Origin of the sequence: Paenibacillus lutrae (assembly GCF_009757775.1) — a bacterium.
GTDB lineage: Bacteria > Bacillota > Bacilli > Paenibacillales > NBRC-103111 > Paenibacillus_F > Paenibacillus_F lutrae.
Map to the genome: position 1 here is coordinate 336 of NZ_RHLK01000025.1, position 26,036 is coordinate 26,371.

Annotated in this window: 20 protein-coding genes, 1 tRNA gene and 1 rRNA gene; all 22 read left to right on the forward strand. The window is 53.0% G+C overall.

What is annotated here, in order from left to right; all coding sequences use genetic code 11:
* Positions 1–65 precede the first annotated feature (65 nt).
* The 22 genes from rrf (at position 66) to EDM21_RS23640 (ending at position 25,979) form a co-directional block, all read left to right on the forward strand.
* Positions 66–182, forward strand: a 5S ribosomal RNA gene (rrf, locus tag EDM21_RS23540).
* A 179-nt stretch (positions 183–361) separates the two neighbouring features.
* Entirely contained in the window at positions 362–1,819 is a 1,458-nt protein-coding gene (gene guaB, locus EDM21_RS23545) for an IMP dehydrogenase (protein ID WP_166542159.1), read from the forward strand.
* Positions 1,820–1,926: 107 nt separating this feature from the next.
* Positions 1,927–3,228 (forward strand): D-alanyl-D-alanine carboxypeptidase family protein, encoded by a 1,302-nt coding sequence (locus EDM21_RS23550; RefSeq protein WP_338044042.1) that lies wholly within the window; start codon positions 1,927–1,929, stop codon positions 3,226–3,228.
* A gap of 111 nt (positions 3,229–3,339) precedes the next feature.
* The gene (pdxS, locus tag EDM21_RS23555; RefSeq protein ID WP_201280828.1) at positions 3,340–4,224 is read left to right on the forward strand and encodes a pyridoxal 5'-phosphate synthase lyase subunit PdxS; all 885 of its coding nucleotides are present in this window, start codon (positions 3,340–3,342) and stop codon (positions 4,222–4,224) included.
* Between the two features lie 37 nt (positions 4,225–4,261).
* The gene (pdxT, locus tag EDM21_RS23560; RefSeq protein WP_157338819.1) at positions 4,262–4,834 is read left to right on the forward strand and encodes a pyridoxal 5'-phosphate synthase glutaminase subunit PdxT; all 573 of its coding nucleotides are present in this window, start codon (positions 4,262–4,264) and stop codon (positions 4,832–4,834) included.
* A 93-nt stretch (positions 4,835–4,927) separates the two neighbouring features.
* On the forward strand, positions 4,928–6,208 hold the full coding sequence (gene serS, locus EDM21_RS23565; RefSeq protein ID WP_157338820.1) for a serine--tRNA ligase: 1,281 nt from the start codon (positions 4,928–4,930) through the stop codon (positions 6,206–6,208).
* Between the two features lie 83 nt (positions 6,209–6,291).
* Positions 6,292–6,378 (forward strand) — tRNA-Ser (locus EDM21_RS23570).
* A 219-nt stretch (positions 6,379–6,597) separates the two neighbouring features.
* Positions 6,598–6,945 (forward strand): hypothetical protein, encoded by a 348-nt coding sequence (locus EDM21_RS23575; RefSeq protein WP_157338821.1) that lies wholly within the window; start codon positions 6,598–6,600, stop codon positions 6,943–6,945.
* Positions 6,946–6,975: 30 nt separating this feature from the next.
* Entirely contained in the window at positions 6,976–7,122 is a 147-nt protein-coding gene (locus tag EDM21_RS24685; RefSeq protein ID WP_166542160.1) for a hypothetical protein, read from the forward strand.
* 35 nt (positions 7,123–7,157) lie between these two features.
* Positions 7,158–7,307, forward strand: coding sequence for a small acid-soluble spore protein P (locus EDM21_RS23580; RefSeq protein ID WP_157338822.1), 150 nt, complete (start codon positions 7,158–7,160; stop codon positions 7,305–7,307).
* Between the two features lie 391 nt (positions 7,308–7,698).
* Complete coding sequence (locus tag EDM21_RS23585) at positions 7,699–8,280, forward strand: thioredoxin family protein (RefSeq protein ID WP_157338823.1); 582 nt, start codon at positions 7,699–7,701, stop codon at positions 8,278–8,280.
* Between the two features lie 336 nt (positions 8,281–8,616).
* Positions 8,617–10,365, forward strand: a complete 1,749-nt coding sequence (locus EDM21_RS23590; protein ID WP_157338824.1) for an amylo-alpha-1,6-glucosidase — start codon at positions 8,617–8,619, stop codon at positions 10,363–10,365.
* Positions 10,366–10,516: 151 nt separating this feature from the next.
* The gene (locus tag EDM21_RS23595; RefSeq protein WP_157338825.1) at positions 10,517–11,296 is read left to right on the forward strand and encodes an SDR family NAD(P)-dependent oxidoreductase; all 780 of its coding nucleotides are present in this window, start codon (positions 10,517–10,519) and stop codon (positions 11,294–11,296) included.
* Positions 11,297–11,531: 235 nt separating this feature from the next.
* Positions 11,532–12,923, forward strand: a complete 1,392-nt coding sequence (gene gcvPA / locus EDM21_RS23600) for an aminomethyl-transferring glycine dehydrogenase subunit GcvPA (protein ID WP_157338826.1) — start codon at positions 11,532–11,534, stop codon at positions 12,921–12,923.
* 134 nt (positions 12,924–13,057) lie between these two features.
* Positions 13,058–14,632, forward strand: a complete 1,575-nt coding sequence (gene gcvPB / locus EDM21_RS23605; protein WP_157338827.1) for an aminomethyl-transferring glycine dehydrogenase subunit GcvPB — start codon at positions 13,058–13,060, stop codon at positions 14,630–14,632.
* A 181-nt stretch (positions 14,633–14,813) separates the two neighbouring features.
* Positions 14,814–16,514 carry a cache domain-containing sensor histidine kinase gene (locus EDM21_RS23610; RefSeq protein WP_235918342.1) on the forward strand — a complete coding sequence of 567 codons (1,701 nt, stop codon included), beginning with the start codon at positions 14,814–14,816 and terminating at the stop codon, positions 16,512–16,514.
* The gene (locus EDM21_RS23615) at positions 16,514–17,812 is read left to right on the forward strand and encodes a response regulator transcription factor (RefSeq protein ID WP_157338828.1); all 1,299 of its coding nucleotides are present in this window, start codon (positions 16,514–16,516) and stop codon (positions 17,810–17,812) included. The genes EDM21_RS23610 and EDM21_RS23615 overlap by 1 nt, the downstream gene beginning before the upstream one ends.
* A 245-nt stretch (positions 17,813–18,057) precedes the next feature.
* Entirely contained in the window at positions 18,058–19,326 is a 1,269-nt protein-coding gene (locus EDM21_RS23620) for an ABC transporter substrate-binding protein (RefSeq protein WP_157338829.1), read from the forward strand.
* 39 nt (positions 19,327–19,365) lie between these two features.
* Positions 19,366–20,328 (forward strand): carbohydrate ABC transporter permease, encoded by a 963-nt coding sequence (locus tag EDM21_RS23625; protein WP_157338830.1) that lies wholly within the window; start codon positions 19,366–19,368, stop codon positions 20,326–20,328.
* A gap of 21 nt (positions 20,329–20,349) precedes the next feature.
* A complete protein-coding gene (locus EDM21_RS23630; protein ID WP_068777832.1) occupies positions 20,350–21,159 on the forward strand; it encodes a carbohydrate ABC transporter permease in 810 nt (269 codons plus the stop codon).
* Between the two features lie 114 nt (positions 21,160–21,273).
* Positions 21,274–22,686 (forward strand): MFS transporter, encoded by a 1,413-nt coding sequence (locus EDM21_RS23635; RefSeq protein ID WP_166542162.1) that lies wholly within the window; start codon positions 21,274–21,276, stop codon positions 22,684–22,686.
* Positions 22,687–22,688: 2 nt separating this feature from the next.
* Positions 22,689–25,979 (forward strand): glycoside hydrolase family 2 TIM barrel-domain containing protein, encoded by a 3,291-nt coding sequence (locus EDM21_RS23640; protein WP_157338831.1) that lies wholly within the window; start codon positions 22,689–22,691, stop codon positions 25,977–25,979.
* The last annotated feature ends 57 nt before the right edge of the window (positions 25,980–26,036 follow it).

Here is a 26,036-nt window from a genome sequence, read left to right on the forward strand (position 1 = left end):
ATGAGTGGTATGTCCGCAAGGAGATGCTGCGTTTTTCGAAGTCTCTAACACTTCGGAACATCCTGTTTGGTGACGATGGCGGAAGGGAACCACGCGTACCCATCCCGAACACGACCGTTAAGCCTTCCAGCGCCGATGGTACTTGGACCGCAGGGTCCTGGGAGAGTAGGACGTTGCCAAGCGAGATAGAAAAGCCTTTTCGAACGAAAGTTCGAGAAGGCTTTTTGCTATAAGTGAGATTTTTAGGGAAAGATAGGGAATCCAAAGTTGTGGGGAGTCTTCTTCTTGACATGAAAAATGCGCTTATGTATGATTGCAATAATATCTATAGACCTAAAGACCGAATAGGAGGGCTAACCCTGTGTGGGATGCTAAGTTTGAAAAAGAAGGTTTAACATTTGATGACGTATTGTTGGTGCCTCGTAAGTCCCAAGTATTTGGGAAAGAAATTAATGTTGCAACAAAATTGGCACCAAACGTAAAGCTTAATATTCCTTTCCTGAGTTCTGCGATGGACACGGTAACGGAAGCCGCTCTGGCCATTGCTATTGCTCGTGAAGGCGGAATTGGGATTATTCATAAAAACATGTCAATTGAGCAGCAAGCCGGTGAAGTGGACCGGGTAAAGCGCTCGGAATCCGGCGTTATTACAAATCCGTTTCATCTGACTCCAGATCACCATGTATACGATGCGGAAGCACTGATGGCTAAATTCAGAATTTCCGGTGTACCCATCGTAGACAATAATAAGAAGCTGGTCGGAATTCTAACGAACCGTGACTTACGTTTTGTCCATGACTATTCCATTAAAATCTCGGATGTTATGACTAAAGAAAATCTCGTTACGGCTCCGGTTGGGACAACCCTTGAACAGGCAGAAGGAATTCTTCAGAAGCACAAAATCGAGAAGCTTCCTTTGGTGGATGATTCTTTTGAACTTAAAGGCCTTATTACCATTAAGGATATTGAGAAAGCTATTCAGTTCCCTAACGCCGGTAAAGACCCGATAGGTCGCCTCTTGTGCGGCGCAGCAGTTGGGGTATCCAAGGATGTTATGGAACGCACAGCGGCTCTGGTAGAGGCAGGGATCGACATTCTAGTCGTAGACTCCGCTCACGGGCATCACATTAACATCCTAGAAACGGTTGCAAAAATTCGCAGCCAGTATCCTGATCTTCCGATTATTGCGGGTAATGTGGCAACGGCAGACGGCACACGTGACCTGATCAAAGCCGGAGCTTCGGTCGTCAAGGTTGGTATTGGCCCAGGGTCAATTTGTACAACCCGTGTAATTGCAGGTATCGGCGTTCCACAAGTTACAGCCATTTATGATTGTGCAACGGCTGCTCGTGAGTACAATGTACCCATCATCGCTGATGGAGGGATTAAGTACTCCGGTGACGTAGTTAAAGCCATCGCTGCGGGCGCAAGTGCCGTTATGCTCGGCAGTCTATTCGCAGGTACAGAAGAAAGCCCGGGCGAACAGGAGATCTACCAAGGCAGACGCTTTAAAGTATATCGTGGAATGGGCTCGCTGGGAGCTATGAAGGAAGGCAGTAAAGACCGTTACTTCCAAGAGAATGAAACGAAGCTTGTACCAGAGGGTATTGAAGGCCGCGTCGCCTATAAAGGGCCGTTGGCAGATACGATTTATCAACTAGTGGGAGGACTTCGTTCAGGCATGGGATACTGCGGTGCTCCTAACATCGAGTCTCTCATTAACGATACCAGTTTTGTACGTATCTCGGGTGCTGGTCTTCGCGAAAGTCATCCTCATGATGTACAGATCACCAAAGAAGCACCTAACTACTCGCTGTAAGCTATGTTTGAAGTCCAAAGGAGAGCCCAGTACCCCGTACTGGAGTCTCCTTTTTTTTATAAGCTGATGATGTTACAATAATACAGATCATGGACTAACAAATGGGAGTGTGGGAATTGAAAACATTTGGTTTTTGGAAAAGAAAAGTGTCGTTGGCCCTCGTAATTGCAATGCTGCAAATATCTATCCTTAACATATTCGCTGTAACGGCCTTGGCGGCTGAAGGTGAACCTGATTTGCAAGTGAAATCAGCTATCCTTATGGAAGCAAGTACAGGTCAGATCCTCTATGAAAATAATGCAGATGAAGCATTTCCTCCGGCAAGTATGGCTAAAATGATGACCGAGTATCTTGTCATGGAAGCAGTACAGGAAGGGAAACTGAAATGGGAAGATAAAGTAACGGCTAGTAAATACGCGGCCGATGTTATCGGATCCGGACAATTGATCGCCGAAGGGGAGCAGTTAACGGTTAAAGACATGTTCTATGCGATGTCCATCTACTCCTCCAATGATGCTTCTGTTGCCTTAGCCGAAAGAATAGGAGGCTCCGAAGAAGGGTTCTCCAAAATGATGAATGAGAAAGCAAAAGAGCTCGGCATGTCGGACAAGGCTCATTTTATCAATGCTACCGGCTTGTCGAGAGCAGATATCAAAGAAATGGCTCCTGCAAGTATTCCAGGCGAAACGATGATGTCCGCCAAGGATGCGGCTATACTGGCACGCAGTTTGATAAACGACCACAAAGAAGTACTTGAATATACAAAAATTCCATCCAAAAAGTTGAGAGAAACGGATAAGGCTCCGATGATTAACTATAACTGGATGCTTGAAGGAAACAGCAGCAATATTAACTTCAAAAAATTCGCTTACCAAGGGTTGGATGGTCTTAAGACAGGTCATACAGATGAAGCTAAATATTGTTTCACAGGCACTGCCGAGCGTAATGGAATGCGCCTGATTTCGGTTGTAATGGGCGCAGCGACAGATCCGGAACGTTTCAATCAGACAAGGAAGGTGCTCGACTACGGGTTTACTAATTTTGAATTCAAAACCATCGCTAAAGCGGGCACAGCCATTGATGCACAGAAAACCGTTCCGATTACAAAAGGTGTTGAGCTGGAAGCTCCGGCGGTACTGAAAAACGATGTCGCTTTTGCTGTAAAAAAAGGAACGCAGGATGTTAAGGTGGAAACTAAAGTAGAGGCTATTGCTGCGGACAAGCTCGTTGCTCCGGTTAAGAAAGATACGAAGCTAGGAACAGCAACGATCACTTACGGCAAGAATACGGAAACGGTAGATCTGGTCGCTGCAGAAGAAATGGAGAAGGCCAGCTGGTTCCGGATGCTTTTCAGAGGGATCAAGAATTTGTTCGTTGATCTGTTCAATGGGGTAAAAGGCCTGTTCTAATGCGTTTTATGTATGGAAAAGTTATTGTTTTAATGTACTCCATCATGTAAAATGTTAGCTTAGAAGTTAATGAACGATAATTCGGATAAAAGATACGAAATCGGGAGGATTATGATGGAAACGGGAACTTCACGCGTTAAAAGAGGTATGGCCGAAATGCAAAAAGGCGGCGTCATTATGGACGTCATGAATGCGGAACAAGCTAAGATCGCAGAAGCAGCAGGCGCTTGCGCTGTTATGGCACTTGAAAGAGTACCGTCCGACATCCGTGCAGCAGGCGGAGTAGCTCGTATGGCAGATCCGACAATCCTTGAAGAAGTTATGAAAGTGGTCTCCATCCCTGTTATGGCTAAAGCTCGTATCGGCCATATCGTAGAAGCTCGTGTACTGGAAGCGCTGGGAGCTGACTATATTGACGAGAGTGAAGTTCTGACTCCGGCCGATGAAGTATTCCATATCAATAAGAATGAATTTACCGTGCCGTTCGTATGCGGTGCGAAAGATATCGGTGAAGCGCTTCGCCGAATTAACGAAGGAGCTTCCATGCTCCGCACCAAAGGCGAGCCAGGAACGGGCAACATTGTAGAAGCCGTCCGTCACATGCGTGTGATTCAATCCCAAATCCGTAAGCTGCAAAGCTTGTCCAAGGATGAGCTGTACGCGGAAGCTAAGAATCTGGGCGCTCCTTACGATTTGGTGCTCTACATTCATGAGAACGGCAAACTGCCGGTTGTTAACTTTGCCGCGGGCGGTGTAGCAACTCCTTCCGATGCAGCCCTGATGATGGAACTTGGAGCAGACGGAGTATTCGTAGGCTCGGGTATTTTCAAATCGGACAGCCCCGAGAAATTTGCACGTGCCATTGTTGAAGCGACTACGCATTACAAAGACTATAAATTGATCGCGGAAGTTTCCAAGAACCTCGGAGCTCCGATGAAAGGCATTGAGATTTCCAAACTTCATGCTTCCGAGCGTATGCAGGATCGCGGCTGGTAATTAGCAGCCGTCTGATGGCAGGAAGAGGGGAACGACCATGAAAGTTGGGGTATTGGCTCTTCAGGGGGCCGTGGCAGAGCATATACGCCTTATAGAAGCCGCTGGCGGCGAAGGTGTCGTTGTGAAACGGACCGAGCAGCTGGATGAGCTGGACGGCCTCATTATCCCTGGCGGTGAAAGCACTACGATTGGCAAGCTCATGAGAACTTATGGTTTTATTGAGGCCATTCAGAATTTTTCCCGCGAGGGGAAGGCTGTTTTTGGAACTTGCGCAGGCATGATCCTGGTGGCTGACCACATCGCTGGACAAGCAGAGGCTCATCTCGGCTTGATGAACATGACGGTTCAGAGAAACGCTTTTGGGCGTCAGCGTGAAAGCTTTGAGACGGATCTGGATGTAAAGGGGATTCAAGAGCCTATACGTGCTGTGTTCATCCGCGCTCCGCTGATCGATGAAGTTGGAGACCGTGTGGACGTGCTGAGCACCTATAACGGCCAGATTGTAGCGGCCCGTCAAGGTCAGGTATTGGCGGCGTCCTTCCATCCGGAGCTGACAGATGACTCGCGTATGCACGCTTATTTCCTGGATATGATACGACAAAACCGCTAGAATGAAAGCAATAAGCAGAAGCACCTCTTTTGCTCCATATGAGAGAAGGGTGCTTTTGTTCGATTTTTAACACTATAAAGAGGAGGAGTCTCCTTGTTTGATTTGAAGTTAATTAGAACTGATATAGCAGCCGTTGAGACAGCCATGGCGAACCGTGGCAAACAGACTGATGAAGTTGCCCGCATTGCTGATCTGGATGTGCAGCGCAGAGAGCTGCTGCAAGAAGTGGAGCAGCTTAAAAACCGCCGTAATACCGTATCCCAAGAAGTGGCGATGCGTAAAAAGGCAAAAGAAGATGCAGATGACCTTATCGCTGAAATGAAAGGCGTAGGCGATCGGATTAAAGAGCTGGACGAGGAAGTCCGTACAGTAGAAACCGAGCTTAACCAATTGCTGCTTTCGATTCCGAATATGCCGCATGAAAGCGTGCCGATCGGAGCGTCTGAGGATGACAATGTGGAGATTCGCCGGAATGGGGATGTGAAGACATTCGATTTCGAGACGAAGGCTCATTGGGATATTGCGACGGATCTAGGCATTCTTGATTTTGAAGCCGCGGGCAAGGTGACCGGCTCCCGATTTGTTTTCTATAAAGGTTTGGGGGCACGCTTGGAACGTGCATTGATGAACTTCATGATGGATCTGCACAGCACGGAGCATGGTTATGAGGAGATGCTGCCGCCGTATATCGTCAACCGCGACAGTCTGACAGGAACCGGACAACTTCCGAAGTTCGAAGAGGATGTGTTCCATATCGAGAATTCGGAATACTTCCTTATTCCGACGGCCGAGGTGCCGGTGACCAACTATCACCGGGATGACATTCTTGCCGCGGAGCAGGTTCCGAGCAATTTCGTCGCATTCAGCGCATGCTTCCGCTCTGAAGCAGGTGCAGCCGGCCGGGATACCCGCGGCCTGATCCGCCAGCACCAGTTCAACAAGGTCGAACTGGTGAAGCTCGTGAAGCCCGAGGATTCCTACGAGGAGCTTGAGAAGCTCACTCAGCATGCAGAGCGCGTACTTCAGCTGCTAAAGCTGCCATATCGCGTGCTGGTGCTCTGTACGGGGGACGTAGGATTTACGTCCGCCAAGACGTACGACCTCGAAGTATGGCTGCCAAGCTCGGAATCGTACCGCGAGATTTCCTCGTGCAGTAATTTCGAGGACTTCCAGGCGCGCCGCGCGAATATCCGTTTCCGCCGCGATGCGAAGTCGAAGCCGGAATTCGTTCATACGCTGAACGGATCGGGGCTTGCCATCGGCCGGACGGTTGCCGCAATACTTGAGAATTATCAGCAGGAAGACGGCTCCGTCCTTATTCCGGATGTGCTGGTTCCTTACATGAATGGCGTAAGCGCGATTCGCAAAAAATAACACTTGATTAACCCTAAGGAAGTATGTTAATATCTTTCTGTTACAGTTATCGTCTTCTAAGTATTTGGAAGCCGGTAGCTCATGGAGAGGTGGTCGAGTGGTTTAAGGCAGCGGTCTTGAAAACCGCCGTGTCTGTGAGGGCACCGTGGGTTCGAATCCCACCCTCTCCGTACTCCAAAGATTAAGACTGCAGGGATTATCCCTGCAGTCTTTTTTGTTATTTTAGAGATACGACGCGGACCAAGTACCGGGAACTCATACGGCGCCCATCATTTTAACCCTATGTGTCAGAGAAAAATCAGCGGGCTTTAATGCCAGCTTTTGATGAAAAGGAAACGGAATAAGGGCACCCTACAATGACACATGTTAAAGGTATGGAGGTGTTGAATATGATCAATATGGAGAAACCAGCCATTGAGCGAGAAGAATTGGCTAAAGCATGGATGGAGCAGCTTCCGCGGACGCTCCCTGAATCGGATCACGCGCGAGTTTGGCCCGATGAGGCCGATCCTCAAGCGATTCGAATCCATATCACCAATGCAGGGAGATCCAGCTATACGTTTGATTTTAAATGCACCTATGTCGATTCACGTGAGGTACGGGTGGAACTGGTCGATGTGGAGAGGGATGATGTGCACGTCGATGAAACGACGGATATCATTCAAAACCTCGTTGGGGATTATATCCGGCATATTCACGAATGTGCCCAAACGCTTCAGGATTTGACTCACGTTTAATTGTTCCCTAGGGGAAATGGAGGAAATGCCATGACAAGACAGAAGAGCAGGGATAAGAATCTCCAGAATGTGGCAAAGGATTTCGATAAGACGATCGTAAACAGTCATCAAGCTCAGCAGGTACAGCAGCAAACGAATGATCGTCGCCATCAAGACGCCTTAAATCACGAAGAGTAGGTCAGATAAATCCAGATAGATTGAGGTGATTCATCATGTCCAAGCCCAAAACGCAGCCTGTTGGTGAGAGTATGGTGCAAGAACAGCGCGAAGAATATGAAGGACCGGTAAACGCGCCTTTATCCGGTTCCAAAAAGGTGAAGAAAAGAAATCACAGTCGTCAAAATCATGGTGAAGGCAGCTAAGCGTACAATTTTTATATAAATTAATAAAGTTTTCGTGAATCATGAATACTTCGTTATGAAATGGTCATACTAGTAAGGTCGGTGAGCACAGAGAGGTGTGGTTCCGTTGGAAAATTCCGCTGAACAGCTTTTAGAAGGTCATTCGAGCTTGTGAAAATCCAAACTGGAGGAGATGTGCCAAAGACACTTATGTGTTCCAGAAGCCGTTTCACTGTGAAGGTTTGCGAACCAACAAGAAATTGAAGATCATCCACGTAATCACCGACAAAAAGAACCCTTCAGGGTTCTTTTTTTATGCCTTATACAAGACAGGCCAGTTCTAAATATAAGACCGAAGATTCGAAAGGGGCTCATTTGAGGTACTTTAACGTATAGACAGGAGGGATTCACAATGGGTTTTACTTTATCGATTGGAGATACCGCGCCGGATTTTAACTTGCCTGGAACGGATGGAGATACTTACAGCCTGGACAGCTTCCGTCATGCCAAAGTGCTGGTGATTTTTTTTGCAAGCAATGTATGCCCGTATGTCCGGGGCTCGGAAGATATTACTCGCAGAACCGCAGAACAATTTACAGAGCAGGGTGCCGCATTCGTCGCGATTAATAGTAACAGTGCTTCTACGAATCCGGATGATTCGTTTGATAAGATGGTGGAGCGGATGGAAGAGAAGAAGTTCCCATGGGCCTATCTTCACGATGCGGACCAGCAAACCGCCCTTGCCTATGGAGCATTACGGACTCCCCATTTCTTCGTGTTCGATGAACAGCGCAGGCTCGTCTATACGGGCCGGGGAGTAGATAATCCTAAGGAGATATCGGAAATAAAGGAAAACAACCTGCAGGAGGCACTGGGGGCCGTTATAAACGGCAAGCCAGTCTCTACACCGCTTACTAATCCTATCGGATGCAATGTGAAGTGGGAAGGTAAGGATAAGGATTGGATGCCGGCAGAAGCTTGTGACCTCGTGTAGAGAAGGTTATGATCAGGTTCTGCTGTCATAGTTCTTCAGATAAGACTTGGCCAACATTGAAAGACCATGCTGCAAGCTGTCTACGGTATTATGCCGGCGCCAGCTTGTTTAGCTTTGCCAGCTTTCTTTATGCAGAAAACAATAATACGAATGTATCCGTACAAAATGGAACTTTTGATACTCTTGGCAAAAAGCCGGGGCCCTTCAGAGGCAAAATGACACGAAGATACCAACAAGCGTCGGTTTGGGGTTTGTATTCTTTCCTGTACAATTTTATGTAAACGCTCTCTTTACGAGCAGGAACAATGAATTCAAGGTGCAAAGGGGGCAGCAATTATGAAGCTCAATCTGTCTGTAGTTCCATTCAGCCGCTATGGTTCCTATTTTGCCCTATCTAGACTGCCGCGAAGCGAAAAGCGCAGCGAAGGGCTCTACTTACGTATGATTCGCGGAGGTGACGAGCAGGCCGGTGTTCTATTCGGCATCACTCCCATTGATCCGGAGAGCAGAGAACCTCTGCCGGATTATCGGGTAGAGGCAACTCCTGTCAAGATACGGCTGGAGACCCGAACCGGCTGGATGGAATGGTGCATACCGGAGCCGGACTGTATCCGCGTCAGGGGCGCAGGAATCGGATTGAAGTTGACGGCGGAGCTAAGCGCTTACGATTATGCCCTCCCTTACCAAGAAAGAGGCTGGGAGCTCAACAGTTTTTCTAGGGAAGTCCGGATTCTGCTGTCCCCGCTGGGCGGGCATTTCGAACCCGATGTAGTCTGGGGGGGACTTCGTGCCAAGCATATTTCCTTTGAGATGATACCCGGCGGAGAAACCCGTTCATTCGATCTGTCTCTCGAGGAATACCGGACGGTTCCCGGACAGCGGGACCGATATTCGTATGAGGAAGCCGAAGCTATGGTAAGCCAGGACTGGGAACAGTGGCTGGCCCGCACAATCCGGACTCAGGACGACTGGGAGGAAGCGCGGACGCTAGCCGCATATATTACGTGGTCCTGCGTCGTGCGGGCGGACGGGTATTTATCACGGGCCGCCATGTACATGTCCAAGAATTGGATGACGAACATATGGAGCTGGGATCACTGTTTCAATGCGATGGCACTGGCCGGGACGAACCCGGACTTGGCTTGGGATCAATTTGCGATATTTTTTGACCGGCAGGACGAAAGCGGTGTGCTGCCGGACTTTTTAAACGATAAATATGCACTCTGGAACTGCTGCAAACCCCCTATTCACGGCTGGACATTGAAATGGATGATGGAAAATTCATCGGCGGTAACGGATGCGCGGCTTCAGGAGATTTATGAACCGCTCGGCAAATGGACGACATGGTGGTTCCGGTATCGTGATGACGATGGGGACGGAATCCCGCAGTACAATCACGGCAATGACAGCGGATGGGACAACAGCACGGCGTTCCTGACGGATATTCCGGTAGAGAGTCCGGATCTTTCGGCATTCCTCGTCATTCAAATGGAGGTGCTGGCCACCGCGGCGCTGAGACTCGGCCTAAGCGAAGAGTCCGAGCGTTGGTCGGTGCGGGCACGGGAGCTGCTCCAGAAGCTGATCGGGCACTTCTGGGACGAGAAGGAGGGCCGTTTCACGGCCATGCGTTCCGGCTCCCACGAGCGTTCGGCCGGTGACAGCTTGCTGACGTTCGTCCCAATCGTGCTGGGAAACCGGCTTCCCGTTCCTATTCGCGAGAAGTTGATCGCGGATTTGAAACAGCCGGGCCGGTTCCTGACCGGCAACGGGCTGGCGACGGAGAGTACGTCCAGCCCGTACTACTCGGCTGACGGTTACTGGCGCGGGCCCATTTGGGCTCCTTCCACCATGCTGATCGTGGAAGGGATCCGCGGAGCGGGTGACGAGGAGTTTGCCTCGGAGCTGGCCCGCAGGTTCTGCCGCATGGCGGCAAAGTCCGGTATGGCGGAGAATTTCGATGCCGTAACAGGTGAAGGGCTGCGTGACCGTGCGTTCACCTGGACCTCGAGCGTATTTCTTCTGCTGGCCGGCAAATGCAGGGAAGAAGCGAATTTTAAGATGCTGGCAGAGAAATCGGAGAAGTAAAGCGGCAGGTGGCGACAAGCGATAGAGGTAACAAGCGATAGATGTAACAAGAGATAGAAGTAACAAACGATAGAGTAACAAGCGATAGATGTAACAAGAGATAGAAGTAACAAACGATAGAGGCAGCAAGCATACCAAGGGGGTATATCAGATGACTACGAACACTTCTCCGCTCGATTTAACCGGACAAACGGCACTCGTCACGGGAGCCGCTTCGGGAATCGGTCTCGCGGCGGCTCAAACCTTGGCGGCCCACGGGGCAAAGGTGATGCTGCTCGACATGAACGAAGCCGGAGGACGCGAAACTGAGCGTCTCCTCACGTTACAAGGACACTCGGTCCGCTATATTCCATGCAATGTTACTCGGGCGGAAGATTGCCAAGCGGCAGTCGAAGCGGCAGTCCGGGAGACAGGCCGGATCGATATTGTTTTCAACAACGCCGGCGTAATCCGGCGAAAAACCGTTGTGGAACTGACGGAAGAACAGTGGGACCTCGTAATCGACGTTTCCTTAAAAGGTACTTTCCTTCTGTCCAAGTATGCCATCCCGGTCATGGAGAAGAATGGCGGTGGAAGCATCATCAACACGGGCTCGGGCTGGGGGCTCAAGGGTGGCGATCAGGCGGCCGCTTACTGCGCGGCCAAAGCCGGCGTGGTCAATCTGACCCGCGGGATGGCTATTGACCATGGCCCTGCCGGTATCCGCGTCAACTGTGTCTGTCCGGGTGACACGGACACGCCGCTTCTGCGCGACGAAGCCAAGCAGTTGCGCCGGGAGGAGGCCAGCTTCCTCATAGCCTCAGCGGAACGACCGCTGAACAGGCTGGGTACGCCTCAGGATATAGCCAATGCGGTGCTGTTCCTGGCAAGCGGGATGTCCGCATGGATCACAGGTTCGGTTCTCGTCGTGGACGGCGGAGGCTTGGCGTAAGCTGGTTAAGCATCACGGAGAGAACTTGGTCCTGCGTAAAGACAGATGCGGGAGCAGTAAGGACGATGGGGTTATTGAACGCCGGATGACCGGCAGGGAAAGAAGCCGCAAGCACCGATTTTGTTAATTATCTTACGCAAATCGGATTACGCAAGTCGGGAAAGGAACAGCCGTTTTGCTTTTCTTTTCATCAAGATCATAATTTCAATTTCAGCACACACAGGGAGGTAATCCGATGGCAACCAGGAAGTCTTCATCCCATCCATATATACCGAACACGGTACCCGGCGTACAAAAGGACATGCTCGAAGTGATCGGAGTCACGAATATAGAAGAGCTGTACCGCATGGTACCGGAATCTTTGCGCTACCGCGATAAGCTTCAGATTGGTCCGGCCTTGAACGAATACGAGCTTCAGCGCCACATTGAAACGCTGCTGAACCGCAATCTTCACAGCCGGGAACGGCTTAATTTTCTCGGAGCGGGCTGCTGGCAGCATTATGTGCCCGCTGTGTGCGACGAAATCAGCCAGCGTTCGGAGTTCGTGACCGCGTATGCGGGAGAGCCGTACGAGGATCATGGCCGTTTCCAGGCGCTGTTCGAATACCAGAGCCTTCTGGCCGAGTTGATCGACATGGACGTCGTTAACGTGCCGACGTTCGATTGGGCACAGGCGGCTTCTACCGCACTCCGGATGGCCGCACGCATGAACGGGCGCAGCGAGGTGCTGCTGCCGGCGACGACCCATCCGGACCGCCTGCTCATTATCCGCAACTACTTGTCGCCGCAAATCCGCTGCACTCTAATCGGCTGCGATCCTGCGACAGGATTGCTGGATCTGGACGATTTGAAGAACAAGCTAAGCCCGAATACTGCCGCCGTCTACATTGAGAATCCTTCGTATCTCGGTCACATTGAGGTTCAGGGGGAAGAGATCGGGAAGCTCGCGAAGGAAGCGGGGGCCGTGTTTGTAGTCGGCGTGGACCCCATCTCGCTGGGTGTATTGAAGCCGCCGTCCCACTATGGCGCGGACCTTGTCTGCGGAGATTTGCAGCCTCTTGGAATCCGCATGAATTACGGGGGCGGACATGCCGGGTTTATCGCTTCGCGCGACGAAGAAGCTTACGTGATGGAATACCCGTCACGTCTGTTCGGTATCGCGCCGACTTCCGTGGAAGGCGAATACGGCTTCGGCGATGTGGCGTATGAGCGGACTTCTTTTGCGAAGCGAGAAAAAGGGAAGGAGTCCGTCGGCACGCAGACCGCGTTGTGGGGGATCACAGCAGGCGTCTATCTGGCTCTGATGGGCCCGCAAGGCATGCTTGAGGTAGGCCAGACCATCGTGCAGCAGGCGGAATACGCCAAAAAGCGGCTGTCCGAAATCGGGGGAGTCAGCATAAAATTCACGGCGTCCACGTTCAAAGAATTTGTCGTTGATTTTAATTCTTCAGGCAAAAGTGTGACGGAGATCAACAAGCTTCTGCTTGATCAACATATTTTTGGAGGCAAGGACTTGTCTGCCGAATTTGCAGAGTGGGGACAGTGTGCCCTCTATTGTGTAACGGAAATCCACACCAAGCAGGATATCGATACTCTCGTTGCTGCACTGAAGAAAGTGCTGGGTTGATGTTCCTCTTGAATGAAATGACGGGGGAATACCGCAAAGATAAGAAGCCGGGACGACAAAACGAATCTGAAAAAGCATGAATGTATAGAACTAACCAATAGAACCAGCCACCGATGAGAGGGGATATCGGCACCATGATCAAACGAATCGAACGCAACAGCAAGGTCCGCAAGTTCCACCAGGCGAAATGGGATGAGCCGGTTATATTTGAACTGCACCGTCCGGGCGAACGCGGGATTCTGGTACCGGCGGCGGAGCCGGAAGTTGAATCCGAGGTAGGCGACGGTTTATCCGCCTTGCCGGCGGCGATGCGCAGAGAGACAGCCCCGGCTCTGCCGGAGATAGGTCAAGCCAAAGTGCTGCGGCATTATCTGCGCCTGTCTCAGGAAACGCTGGGGTCGGATTTTAACGTTGAAATCGGCCAGGGCACTTGTACCATGAAATATATTCCACGGATTAACGAAATGCTCATCCGGAGCCCCAAAATGATGGATCTCCACCCGCTGCAGGACCCGGATACGGTACAGGGTATGCTCGAAGTCTATCACGGCCTGGACTTGGCGATGAGGGAGATATCGGGATTGGACCGGTTCTCGTTCCAGCCGAGCAGCGGAACGCAGGCACTATTCGCTATGGCGTCCATCGTCCGGGCTTATCATGAGGCGAACGGGGAAGGGGAGAAACGCGACGAGATCATCACGACGATCTTCTCGCATCCGTCCCAGGCCGCTACCGCTGCTGTGAAAGGATACAAGATCATTACGCTGTACCCGGACAAAGACGGGTTCCCCGATCTGGAAGCGCTCAAGAACGCGGTATCCGAGCGGACGGCAGGCTTTGTCGTAGCCAATCCGGAGGATACCGGTATCTTCAATCCCCGGATCCGCGAGTTTACGGACATTGTGCATGAAGCGGGCGGACTCTGCTTCTACGATCAGGCGAACGCAAACGGGCTTCTGGGTATTGCGAGAGCCAAAGAAGCGGGTTTCGACATGTGCTTCTTCAACCTGCACAAGACATTTGCGGCGCCCCATATGTGCGGAGGACCCGCAACCGGAGCTCTGGGAGTGACGGCTGAGCTGGCGCCTTTCCTACCGGGTCCCATTGTGGAATACGATGGCAGCCGCTACGGGCTGAGTAAGGAAACCAAGGAAAGCATCGGCAAAGTGAGGATGTTCCACGGTGTGGCTCAAACGGTGCTCCGCTCTTACGCCTGGATACGCGCACTGGGTCCGGAGGGACTGCTTGATGTGGCCAAGACAGCCGTTCTCAACAACAATTATTTGTACGCAAATATTTTGAAAATCAAAGGTGCGAGCGCTCCATACGTGGAAGGCGGACGCCTGGAGCAGGTGCGTTACAGCTGGGAGCAGCTGACCAAGGATACCGGAGTGACGACCGAGGATATTCAGCGCAGAATGTGCGATTTCGGGCTGCACTACTGGACCAGCCATCATCCGTATATCGTTCCGCAGCCTTTCACACTGGAGCCGACGGAGTCATACTCCAGAGAAGATCTTGACGAATATCTGGACGCGCTGCGGCACATCTCACAGGAGGCTTATGAAAATCCGGAGATCGTAAAAAGTGCGCCGCACAACAGCACCGTTCACCGCATCGACGAATCCAGCTTCGACGATCCCAAAGAATGGTGCATCACGTGGCGGGTCTATCTCAAAAAAACGCAGCCGTCCGGAGCCGCTTTATAGAGGGTTTCGCGCACGGGAACGGACGGTATCGTTCTGACAACGTTCTGACAAGTTCAGTCACGGGGCGTAACTAGATTATATTTCAAATCAGCAGAGCACGGGGAGGCATGTGTATACAGCCTTCCCGTGCTATAATCATTTTACGGAAGCGCTTACTTTACTGCATGCGGAGGAGATAACGTTGTTTAGACACCTGGGCCTACTACCGATGCGTTTACGCCGGAGCCTGCAGGGGAAGCTGGTGCTGCTGATTTTGCTGGTCGCTATTATTCCTCTGTTAACGCTGGGATATGTGCTGTATAACAAGTCTTCCCATACGATAAACGAGCAGTTCGGTCGTTACGGGGAAAATACGGTGTCCCAGCTCCAGGTGCAGATCGACTCGACACTGGCTCAGATGAAATATACCGTAGAGGATATTTTATCCTACCTGCTTGACCCTAACTTTACCGTTTTGCATGAGGAAATCCCGACGACTTATTTGGGCTTTAAAGAGGAGCAGCAGCTCGAACAATATATAGAAGCTCACAAAACGCTGGATACGAAAGGTATTTTTATACTAACGAAGTCCGGCTATTATTACGGGGAGCGAATTGCCAATACGAATCTCGTAGAGGAAAGCCCCTGGTTTGGAGAAGAGCGTACGGGATATCTGTTCAGTATTTACGAGCCCAAACAGTACAGCGGCACATCCAATATTCCGGGAGAAAAAGTGATCGGGCTGCTTTTCCGGATACACAATCAGGTCGGGGCATTGGAGGATGCCAGAGTGCTCATTGAAGTAAAAGCGGACAAGCTGCTGGATATGTTCCAAGAGTATGAACGGGATACGGGGGCTTTCCTGAATATAACGGATCAGGGACGCGTTCTGTATCAGACGGCGAAGCCCTATTCAAAGCGTGACAATGATGTTGTCTGGACGAAACAGTCGGAGGAAACCGATTGGAAGATCGAAGTGCGGACGCCGCACAGCCAGTTTTACCAGTCGTCTTTGCTGATCCGGACATTTACGTTTACGGCCGTCAGCTTGTCCATTCTGTTGGCTTTTGTTCTGTCGTATTTCAGTTCCATGCGTTTCTTGAGCCGGATTAAAAAAATGAAGGATTCCATCAGAGACGTATCACTCGGACGGCTGCATACCCGGATTGCAGTCGATTCCGAAGATGAGATCGGACGTCTGGGCCGCAGCTTCAATCATATGGTGGTTCAGCTTCAGGATTTGTTCGGAGAAGTCAAACGTGTGGAGCGGCAGAAAAAAGAAGCGGAGCTTAGAGCGCTTCATCATCAGATTAATCCCCATCTGCTGATTAATACGCTCGCCTCTATCCAGTGGAAAGCGCGCATAGCCGGCAACTCCGAGGTACAGCAGATGATTCTGCATTTGACCAAGGTACTCGACGGTAACTTGAATTATACGCGCGAGCTGGTCACCTTAAGGGAAGAGCTGGATGTGATCCATCATTACATGAATCTCCAGGAATATCGATTCGGTCATGTGTTCACCTACCGAATCGATCCGGGAGATATTCCTCTGGAAGAGGTCCGCATACCGCGGATGACCCTGCAGCCCTTGGTGGAGAATATTTTCTTCCATGCATTCGAGGATGGAGAAGGTATGATCGAAATCAAGGTGCGGCAGCAGGGAACGGCAATCCGGCTCAGTGTATGCGATGACGGGAAGGGAATGGACCCGGCTGCGGCCGGTGATCTTCTGGCGGAACAGGGAGAAGAAACGGACGGCCGCAAGAAGCGCAGTATCGGCATCTATAACGTCGATCAGCGGATCAAGCTTCATTTTGGTGACAAGTATGGACTGGATGTGGAATCGGAACCGGGAAAAGGAACATGCATCGGGATTATGCTTCCGAAGGAGGAAACGTGATGAGTGATACGTCTATACGGGTACTGATTGCCGACGATGAAGTGATTATCCGCAGGGGTCTGGTCAGCACTGTGCCCTGGGCCCGCTACGGGATGGAGGTCGTTGCGGATGCACCGAACGGAACCCGGGCCTGGGAAGCTTTCCTGGAGCATAAGCCGGAGGTTGTCATTACGGATATCGTAATGCCGGGGATGACGGGAATTGAGCTGATCCGCAAGATTAAGGAACACGCTCCGCGGACAAAAGCGCTGCTGCTCAGCTGCCATCGTGATTTTGAGTATGCAAAGCAGGGCATCAAGTACGGCGCATCCGGCTATCTGCTCAAAACCGAGTTCAGTGACGAGGAGCTGGGGGAGTATCTGGAAGGCTTCCGCAGCGAGCTCACAAAGTTCCGCGGGCAGCCGTTCCCTCATTCCGGGGGAGAGGAGGCATCCGGCGCAGACAAATCCGCCGGTGTGGAAGGAGCGCTCCGCGAATGGCTGCACGGAATCCGCGACCGCTTCCTCGCCGAGCTGGAGAGGTTGCTCGAAGGGGAGTGGAGATGGATGCGCGAGCCGACGGTGCCTTATCTGATCGGCTGCGGAGACAGCGGAGGTTCTAGCGGCGGAGGCGCGCGTGCAGGTGAGTCCGGAGGAAATGTCTTCCCTGACGCCAGCAGTCTAAGCACCGGCATCCCGCCCGAACCGGGCCCTGCCACCTGTGCCGCACGGCTGGCCACAGGGCTTGCCTCCGCCGGTCTATGCGCGGCAGTGGCCCTCAGCGGGCAGCATGTGCTGCTGCTCGTCCCGCAGGGGGAGCGGCAGGCATGGAATGCCCGCCTGTGCGCGCGTAAAGCGGCGGACCCGCAGCTGCGCTGGGCGGAGGGTGCAGCGTTCGCCGGCGGCGAAGGATGGCTGGCGGAGGTACGCCGCCTGCACGGCCGCATCGAGCTGGAGACGCGCCACCGCGTGCGCATAGGCGAATGGCCCGAGCCCATTGCCGCAGCTGTGCGCCTGATCATCGAGCAGGCGGATTCACAGCTCTCCGTCGCGGAAGCGGCCCATGAGGTCGGACTGAGCCGCAGCCATTTCAGCACGCTCTTCAAGCGCGTGGTGGGCGAAAGCTTCGTGGCATTCACCTGCCGCACGAAGCTTGGGATCGCTTCAGAGCTGCTGAGCACCTCGAAGCTGACCGTGCAGGATATTGCGGAGCGGGTGGGCATGCCGGATGCGAAATATTTCAGCAAGTGGTTCAAGCGCTGCACGGGTCAGACCCCGAGTCATTATCGCACGGAGCGGAGAACGACATCTATTCGCTAGCTCTCAGCCAGTACGGTTTCCCGGAGGGGAAACCTTCTTTTTTTCCTGGGGAACAGATCGCCGTATAAAAACACCCCCTTGCGCCGGACGTAGTGGCACCTTCACCGGAAGTCGGCGGAATAGTGGGCAAAGCAGCACTTTTTTTCGGACATTCTTCCGTTTTGAAAACGCTTTATTTACCGTAAACTGAAATCAATTCAAAGCATTCATCGCATCACACCTAAGATGTCTATGGGGGGAACTTTATGAAAAAGACGCTTGTTCTCGCGCTTACAGGATCGATCGTTACCGCTCTTGCCCTGTCGGGCTGCAGCACCAAGCAGGGAGAGGCCCAGGGGGGAGGGAGCTCCGACGCCGGCGGCGGCAAAGTGACTCTGCGCTTCGCTACCTGGGATACCGGCGATCTGCTCAAAATTCAGGAAACGATCGCCAGGAACTTCGAAGCCAAGCATCCGAATGTGAAGGTGCAGGTCGAGGCTTACGGGGACGGATTCGACCAGAAGCTGGCTGCTTCGATTGGGGCCAACAATGCGCCGGATGTGATGTATATGTGGGATTTTCCGACGTATCACAAAAATCTTGAGCCTCTCGAAGAGCGGATGAAAAACGATAGTTCGTTGAAGCTGGATGATTTTTATCCAGGCCTGCTCAATTACGTCAAGATTGATGGAACCGCTTACGGAGTACCGGCGGGGTTTACGACAAGAGTGATGTATTACAACAAAAAACTGTTCGACGAAGCAGGCGTTCCCCAGCCCAAAGAAGGCTGGACGTGGGATGAATTCAAAACCGCCGCCCAGAAGCTGACGAACCCGGCCAAAAAGCAGTACGGCTTCGGGGTCCGGGCGGAGAACGATCCGTACGATCTTCAAGGAATTGTCTGGAGCAACGGCGGCAGCTTTATCTCGGAAGACGGCAAAACGATTGAAGGCTACATGAACGGCAAGCCGGCGGTAGAGGCGGTCGGAATGATCGGCGACCTCGTCAAATCCAAGTCGGCCGTGATTGTAGGCGGCAAGAACCAGCAATCGGGAGACGATATTTTCAAAGCTGGCAAAATCGCCATGTGGGAGAGCGGCATCTGGCCGTTGGACGGATTCAAGGAAGCCAAGGTTGATGTCGGTACGGTTTCGATGCCGGTCTTTGCCGGCAAGCCGGTTAAAGGCGTAATCGCCGAGTCTGCGGTCTCGATGTCCAAAAACTCCAAGCACAAAGAAGAAGCGTGGGAATTCATCAAATACTATGCTTCCGAGGACGCGATCAAGCTCCGGACGAGTGACCTGCCGGTGCGCAAAAGCATTGTGGAAGGCAACAAGCTCGACCAGGATCCGGTATATAAAGCTTTCTACACGATGCTCGAAGCAAGCGACAATACCCCGGCTTTCCTGCTCAGCCCCAAGTGGAACGAGGTCAATCGCAACTTAACTTCGGCCATCAACGCCATTATGCTTGGACAAGACGCTCAGGATTCAATGGATACGGCCGTGCGTGATTCACAAAAGTTTTTCAAATAATTTTCTCAAATAACCCGTTAGGGAAACGGAAGTGAGCCTATGCAACCAAACACCTTGCAGCTTCAAAAAGGCGTGCGGCGCAGCATCTGGAGAAGAGGAAGGCTAACCCCCTACCTCTTCATTCTTCCCTGGATGATCGGGTTCGTGGCCTTTACGCTCGGACCCCTCTTGTTCTCGCTCGTCATTTCCTTTTTCGATTGGCCCATTGTCGGCGAACGAACCTTTATCGGCTTTCAAAACTATGTGAATATGTTCACAAATGATCCTTTATTCTGGCACTCCCTGGGCGTAACGATCCGGTTTGCCGCCATTTTCGTGCCGCTCAACCTCGCTGTCGCCCTTCTGCTGGCTGTTCTGCTCAATCAGAACGTCCGGGGAAGCGGCATTTTCCGGACCGTGTTCTACTTGCCATCGGTCATCTCGGGCGTTGCCTTAGCCATGATCTGGGCCTGGGTATACAGCGGAGAATACGGCATCCTCAATTATTTCTTGTCCCTGATCGGGATTACCGGACCGGATTGGCTGCGTGAGCCCAGCTGGTCGATGATCGCGATGGTCGCTGCCAGTCTGTGGGCACAAGGGTCCATGATGCTGATTTTTCTGGCGGGGCTGAAAAATATTCCCGGCGATCTGTACGAAGCCGCCGAGCTGGACGGTGCGGGCGCGTTCAAACGGTTTATCCGAATCACACTTCCCATGCTGGGTCCGACTCTGCTTTTCAACCTGATTACATCAATCATAGCCGCTTTCCAGCAGCTCACCCTCGCGTTGACGCTTACAGGCGGAGGGCCGCTGAATTCCACTTATTTTTACGCTATGTATGTATATGAGAACGCCTTTAAATATTTCAAAATGGGCTATTCCGCAGCGAACGCCTGGGTTATGTTCTTGATCGTGCTCGTACTGACGATGTTGGTCTTCCGCTCGACCTCCATGTTCGTCTATTACGAAGGTGAACTGAAGAAGACCAAAGCCCGGAAAACGAAGCGCAAAGCGCTGTAAAGACGATTGTGAGGTAATGACATGAAGAAAGTGCTCACATATGCCCTGCTGCTGTTTTTCTCGCTGCTGTTCCTGATGCCGTTCTTCTGGCTGGTTACAACCGCTCTCAAAAGCCCGGAAGAAGTATACATGTATCCGCCTAAATGGATTCCGTCTGAGCTTCACTGGGAGAACTTCGCCAAGGCATGGACCATACAGCCCTTTACCTTATTTCTGAAAAACTCCCTGACCGTTACTGTGCTGTGCAACATCGGCCAACTGATTTCATCGTCCTTGGTTGCGTACGGTTTTGCACGGTTCCGTTTCAAAGGCCGGGATACCCTGTTCATGGTCGTACTGGCTACAATGATGATTCCCTGGGACGTTACGATGATTCCGCTGTATATGGAGTTTAACTTCCTGGGCTGGATCAATACGCTTAAGCCTCTGATTGTTCCGTCCTGGTTCGGCTCGGCGTTTTATATTTTTCTGCTGAGGCAGTTTATTATGACCATTCCTACGGAACTTGAGGAAGCCGCTAAAATCGACGGTGCGGGGGATCTGAAGATTTTCACGAAAATTATTATTCCCCTCATGTTCCCGGCACTTGTGCTTGTCAGTGTCTTTAATATGCTGGACACGTGGAACGATTATCTCGGACCGCTCATTTTCCTGAACGATGCGAGTATGTATACGCTGACGCTGGGCCTGGCTCAATTCAAAGGGATGTTCGGTGTCGACATGACTTCGGTTATGGCCGTAACGACGATCATTTGTCTGCCTCCGCTTACCGTGTTTTTCCTGGCTCAAAAGTATATCGTTGAGGGCATTTCGACGACGGGCATCAAGTAAAGCCGACGCTGACGTGCAGTCGGTATTCCGGGGAGCAAGGGTTGAACCATCAGCAAACAAAAGGCACCAAGGTGGCTAAACCGCAAGTTTGGACAGCAAGGAGATTGGAGAGATGTGTTTAGTTTACGAAGCAGCAACAGAAGCATGACAATCGGGGTCCGGCGGTTCCTTGCAACAGAGGCGCTGTACGGGATCGGAATCGGGCTGTATTCGCTGGCCCTGAATCTTCACCTGCTCGCGCTTGGCGCGAGCGGCGGCCAGATCGCAAGCATATCTGCTGTGGGCATTCTGATCATGGGAATCGGAGCCCTGCCCGCCGGCATGCTTGCGGGGAAAGTCGGGCGTAAGTCGATGCTGGTGGCGGGCTCCATGCTGGTTGCCGCAGGAGCGGCTCTATTCGCTACCGGCCGCAGCCTGCCGGTCTGGTATGCGGCACAAGCGGTGGCTTCCGCCGGATTTATGTGTATCGAGACGACAGAAATCCAGCTTCTGTTCCGCTACTGTCACTCCCGCCGGGAGGAGAGCCGGGCTTTTCACGGGATGTTTGCGGTCTTCACCGCATTCACGGGAATAGGCAACCTGATCGGGGGTATCCTCTCCCGGGCGGATATTTCGGCCGCAGGCCACGCACCGTCGCTCTATGCTTCCGCCGTGTGCATCGCAGTGCTCTCACTGCTGCGTTTGCGGCTTCTCCCGGCGGAACGGGTAGCGGATGGCGGTGCCGGGGAAGCCTTGCCGGATGAAGCCGGGACGAAGGAAGATGTCCGTGCGGAATCTGCGGCAGCCCCGGCTTCATTCGTAAGCGGAGTGCATGCCCGCGGGAAGAAGCAAACGCCTGGCGAGGGCCCGGCGAAGCCGCCCGGACTAGACGGGAGGCGCGGGGCAGCCCGGCACCTGCATTTGCCGCCGGGAATCCGCCGGCTGCTTCGTGTCCGGTCGCTCTGGCTGCTGGCCGCTAACGCCTGCCTGATCGGATTTGTGTTTTCTTTCATCGGGCCGTTCATGAACGTGTATCTGAAGTTCCGGGCAGAGTGGCCGGATGATCTGATTTCCTATGTGTATACGGTCAATGGGCTTGTCCTGTTTATCGCCTCACTGGCTGCTCCCAAAATAATGGAGCGCTGGGGTGCCAAAGCGGCCTTTACAGGTGCGTTCCTCGGCAACGCGGGTCTGGCACTGCTGCTCTTGATATCGCAGCCGGCACCGGTATTTGCCGCCCTGCTTGTTCTCCGCAGCGGAAGCTTTTCCCTGCTGGGCAATCTGGTCGACAGCGAGACCATGTCTTCGCTGCGCGAGGAGGACCGCAACCTGTATGCGGGAATGAAGGCTGTTTTCCGCTGTATCGGCTCGTCTTTATCGACGGTGACAGCGGGTTTTTTTATGAATGCAGGCGATTATTATACACCGTTTTTCATTGCGGCCGTCCTTCTCATCGTTAATTTTATATATTTCCGCAGCCGGGTGCTGCCTTTGATTACTAAGCGGGATGACAATCTAGGGGGTAAGCCCCAAGCAGGAGGAGCATAAACATGAAGCAACTACATTTGCAGCGCCGGGATTGGGATAACCTGGAGGTGCTGGAGCGGAACCGCATGCTGGCCCGGGCCAGCTTTATTCCTTATGGAAAAGAAGAGGAGGCTCTGACTTATGCCCGGGAACGTTCGGACCGGACGCTGCCGCTTAACGGAACGTGGGCTTTTCGGTATACCGGGTCGCCGGAAGAGGCGCCGGAAGGTTTTTATCTGCCGGAGTTCGATGCGGCCGCCTGGGACCGGATCCCTGTGCCGAGCTGCTGGCAGCTTCAAGGGTATGGCGCTCCCCATTACACGGATTTGTACTATCCTTTCCCGGTTGACCCTCCACGCGTGCCGACAGCCAATCCGACGGGGAGTTACCGGAGGGAATTTACCCTTCCAGCCGATTGGACGGAGAAAGATGTAGTTATCCAGTTTCATGGAGTTGACAGCGCCTATAACGTCTGGCTGAACGGAGAGTATGTCGGATACAGCGAAGGGAGCAGGCTTACGGCGGAATTCGATTTGACGCCTTTTGTACGGGACGGTCGTAATGTTCTTGCCGTGCAGGTGTATCAGTGGTCGGCCGGAAGTTATCTGGAGGATCAAGATATGTGGTGGCTGAGCGGCATATTCCGCGATGTTATTCTTGTGGCCCGTCCCAAGCTGTCTCTGCATAATATCCGGGTACACGCCGGGCTGGATGACACATACGCCGATGGGCTCTTGAATGTGGATGTGACGGTGGCAGGAGAAGCTGATTCGTTCACTTTATTATGGAAGCTGCTGGACCGGAAAGGGGAGCTTATCGTTTCAGGTCAGGAGAGCGGGACGGACGGCAGCGGCGGAATTACCGGAACGGGGAAAGAGCAGTCCATTGCGATTGCAGCGCAAATCAAGGAGCCCCGCCAATGGTCAGCGGAAACGCCTTATTTGTACGATCTGATCGTTACTCTGCTGGATGAAGAGGGCCAGCTTCTTGAAACAACGGCACTAAAAGCCGGTTTCCGCCGCATTGAGGTCAAAGAGGGCCTTATGCTCGTAAACGGCAAAGCGGTTCGTCTGCGCGGGGTGAATCGTCACGATCATCATCCCGATACAGGCAGAACGGTCACGCTGGAAACGATGGAGAAGGACATCTTGATGATGAAGCAGCATAACATCAATGCGGTACGGACAGCCCACTATCCGAATGACCCGCGCTTTTACGACCTGTGCGACCGGTATGGCCTATATGTTATGGATGAGACTGACCTGGAGACGCACGGATTCGAGCTGATCGGTGACGCTAACCGTCTAAGCGATGACCCCGCCTGGGAGCATGCCTATGTGGACAGAATGCGGAGAATGGTGTTGCGTGATGAGAATCACCCTTCGATTATTATGTGGTCTCTCGGTAATGAATCGGGCTTTGGATGCAATCACGAGGCGATGTATGAGTGGTGCCGTTCCTACGATTCTTCCAGGCTCGTTCATTACGAGGGAGACCGGGAAGGAAAGGCTTGCGATGTGTTCAGCACTATGTACTCGTCACCTGAGAAAATGCGCGGATTCGGAGAAATGAAGGATTTGGATAAGCCCCATATTTTATGCGAATACGCCCATGCTATGGGGAACGGTCCCGGCGGGCTTCAGCACTATGAAGAACTGTTCCGAACCTACCCGAGGCTCCAAGGCGGATTCGTCTGGGAGTGGATTGATCACGGATTGCGTCGGAAAAAAGCGGACGGCCGCGAATATTTCGCTTACGGCGGAGATTACGGCGACCAGCCGAACAACGGCAACTTTTGTATCGACGGACTTGTAACCCCGGACCGTACACCGTCTCCGGGTCTCATGGAATACAAGAAAACAATCGAGCCGATATCGGTAGAGATCGCTGGATGGGGGCCGGGTACAAACCAAAAGGCCGTTGATCTGGTTATCCGGAACCATTACGATTTTATCTCGCTTCAAAATTTCCGCTGCACGTGGCAGCTGGAATGTGACGGCCGCCTCATTGGCGGAGGGCCGGTCGACCTGCCGGACCTGGCTGCCGGAGACAAGGGCATCTGTCGTATTCAGATTCCCGGACTGCAGGGAGATGTCAGCGGCGCAGGCGAATATTGGCTGACGGTGCGCTTTGTGCTGGCCTCCCCGACATCATGGGCGGCAGAGGGTCACGAGATTGCATGGTCGCAGTTTCCGCTTCATGCCGGCGCCGAGAACGAGAAGGTGGAGAACACCGGGATAAATGCGGGCGATCCGGAACCGTTATCCGCCCCGGCAGCAGGAATGACGGATGCTGCAACCGCCGGGGCGGCCGCCCCGAGCGCAACCTCAACCGAGGCCGAGCGGGCCGGTGCATCGCAGCAGCCGCCCGCAGGGGCAGTAGACCCCGAGGCCGCTATCCGGGTTGAAGAAGCGGACAATCTGTTCACCTTGACGGGGCCGGACTTCAGGCTTGTCTTCGACCGATTCCGGGGCCGCATGGTCTCCTGGCAGCAAGCGGGGACCCCGGTAATCGCCGAGGGCGGTGGACCGCGGCTCGCCTTGTGGCGCGCCCCTATCGATAACGACATGTACGTTGTCGCCGATTGGCGCAAGGCTTGCGTGCATATGGCGGCCGACGATGTGCGCGGCAGCGGCTGGGAGCGTCTTGCGGACGGGGCCGTCCGCGTGAGCGTCTCCATCCGCACGGCACCGCCCGTGTACGCCTGGGGATTCTCCTGCACGTGGGTCTACACCGTCCGTCCCGATGGAACGGTAGACTTGTCTGTGCAGGGCGATCCGGACGGCACACCGCCGGATATGCTCCCACGCATCGGCCTGAGGATGGAGCTGCCCGGCAGCACGGAGCGCGTGACCTGGTACGGGCTTGGTCCGGGAGAGTCTTATCCGGACAGCAGACAAGCCGCACGGATGGGGCTGTACGACACCGCGGTCGATGACCTGCGCTTCCCCTACGTGAAGCCGCAGGAAAGCGGTAACCGCTCCGACGTGCGCTGGGCCTGCCTGCGCGGTGTCCACGGCTCCGGGCTCCTGGTTGCGGGCCAGCCGGCCTTCGACTTTGGGGCCAGCCGTTACACGCCGGAAGACCTGGAAACCGCCTCTCACGAGTGCGATCTGGTTCCGCGTGATTTTGTAACGCTTCATCTGGATTACAAGCAGAACGGGCTGGGCAGCAACAGCTGCGGGCCCAAGCAGCTTCCTCCGCATGTGCTGAAGCCACAGGCATTTCAGTTTACAGTTCGACTCAAGCCTGTAACGGATGATGCTCATCCTGCCCAGACGGCGATGGCGCTTCGTTCCGGCGGCATAAGTTGAGCAAGAAGCAGCAACATTTAGAAAACGTCACGCACTCCTTTGACCAAGGCCCTTAAG

Excerpts from the sequence above, each read along its gene's own strand:
- pdxS (WP_201280828.1), top strand. The coding sequence starts at position 3,340 with ATGATGGAAACGGGAACTTCACGCGTTAAAAGAGGTATGGCCGAAATG.
- pdxT (WP_157338819.1), top strand. The coding sequence starts at position 4,262 with ATGAAAGTTGGGGTATTGGCTCTTCAGGGGGCCGTGGCAGAGCATATA.
- EDM21_RS23575 (WP_157338821.1), top strand. The coding sequence starts at position 6,598 with ATGATCAATATGGAGAAACCAGCCATTGAGCGAGAAGAATTGGCTAAA.
- EDM21_RS24685 (WP_166542160.1), top strand. The coding sequence starts at position 6,976 with ATGACAAGACAGAAGAGCAGGGATAAGAATCTCCAGAATGTGGCAAAG.
- EDM21_RS23580 (WP_157338822.1), top strand. The coding sequence starts at position 7,158 with ATGTCCAAGCCCAAAACGCAGCCTGTTGGTGAGAGTATGGTGCAAGAA.
- EDM21_RS23585 (WP_157338823.1), top strand. The coding sequence starts at position 7,699 with ATGGGTTTTACTTTATCGATTGGAGATACCGCGCCGGATTTTAACTTG.
- EDM21_RS23590 (WP_157338824.1), top strand. The coding sequence starts at position 8,617 with ATGAAGCTCAATCTGTCTGTAGTTCCATTCAGCCGCTATGGTTCCTAT.
- EDM21_RS23595 (WP_157338825.1), top strand. The coding sequence starts at position 10,517 with ATGACTACGAACACTTCTCCGCTCGATTTAACCGGACAAACGGCACTC.
- gcvPA (WP_157338826.1), top strand. The coding sequence starts at position 11,532 with ATGGCAACCAGGAAGTCTTCATCCCATCCATATATACCGAACACGGTA.
- gcvPB (WP_157338827.1), top strand. The coding sequence starts at position 13,058 with ATGATCAAACGAATCGAACGCAACAGCAAGGTCCGCAAGTTCCACCAG.
- EDM21_RS23615 (WP_157338828.1), top strand. The coding sequence starts at position 16,514 with ATGAGTGATACGTCTATACGGGTACTGATTGCCGACGATGAAGTGATT.
- EDM21_RS23620 (WP_157338829.1), top strand. The coding sequence starts at position 18,058 with ATGAAAAAGACGCTTGTTCTCGCGCTTACAGGATCGATCGTTACCGCT.
- EDM21_RS23625 (WP_157338830.1), top strand. The coding sequence starts at position 19,366 with ATGCAACCAAACACCTTGCAGCTTCAAAAAGGCGTGCGGCGCAGCATC.
- EDM21_RS23630 (WP_068777832.1), top strand. The coding sequence starts at position 20,350 with ATGAAGAAAGTGCTCACATATGCCCTGCTGCTGTTTTTCTCGCTGCTG.
- EDM21_RS23640 (WP_157338831.1), top strand. The coding sequence starts at position 22,689 with ATGAAGCAACTACATTTGCAGCGCCGGGATTGGGATAACCTGGAGGTG.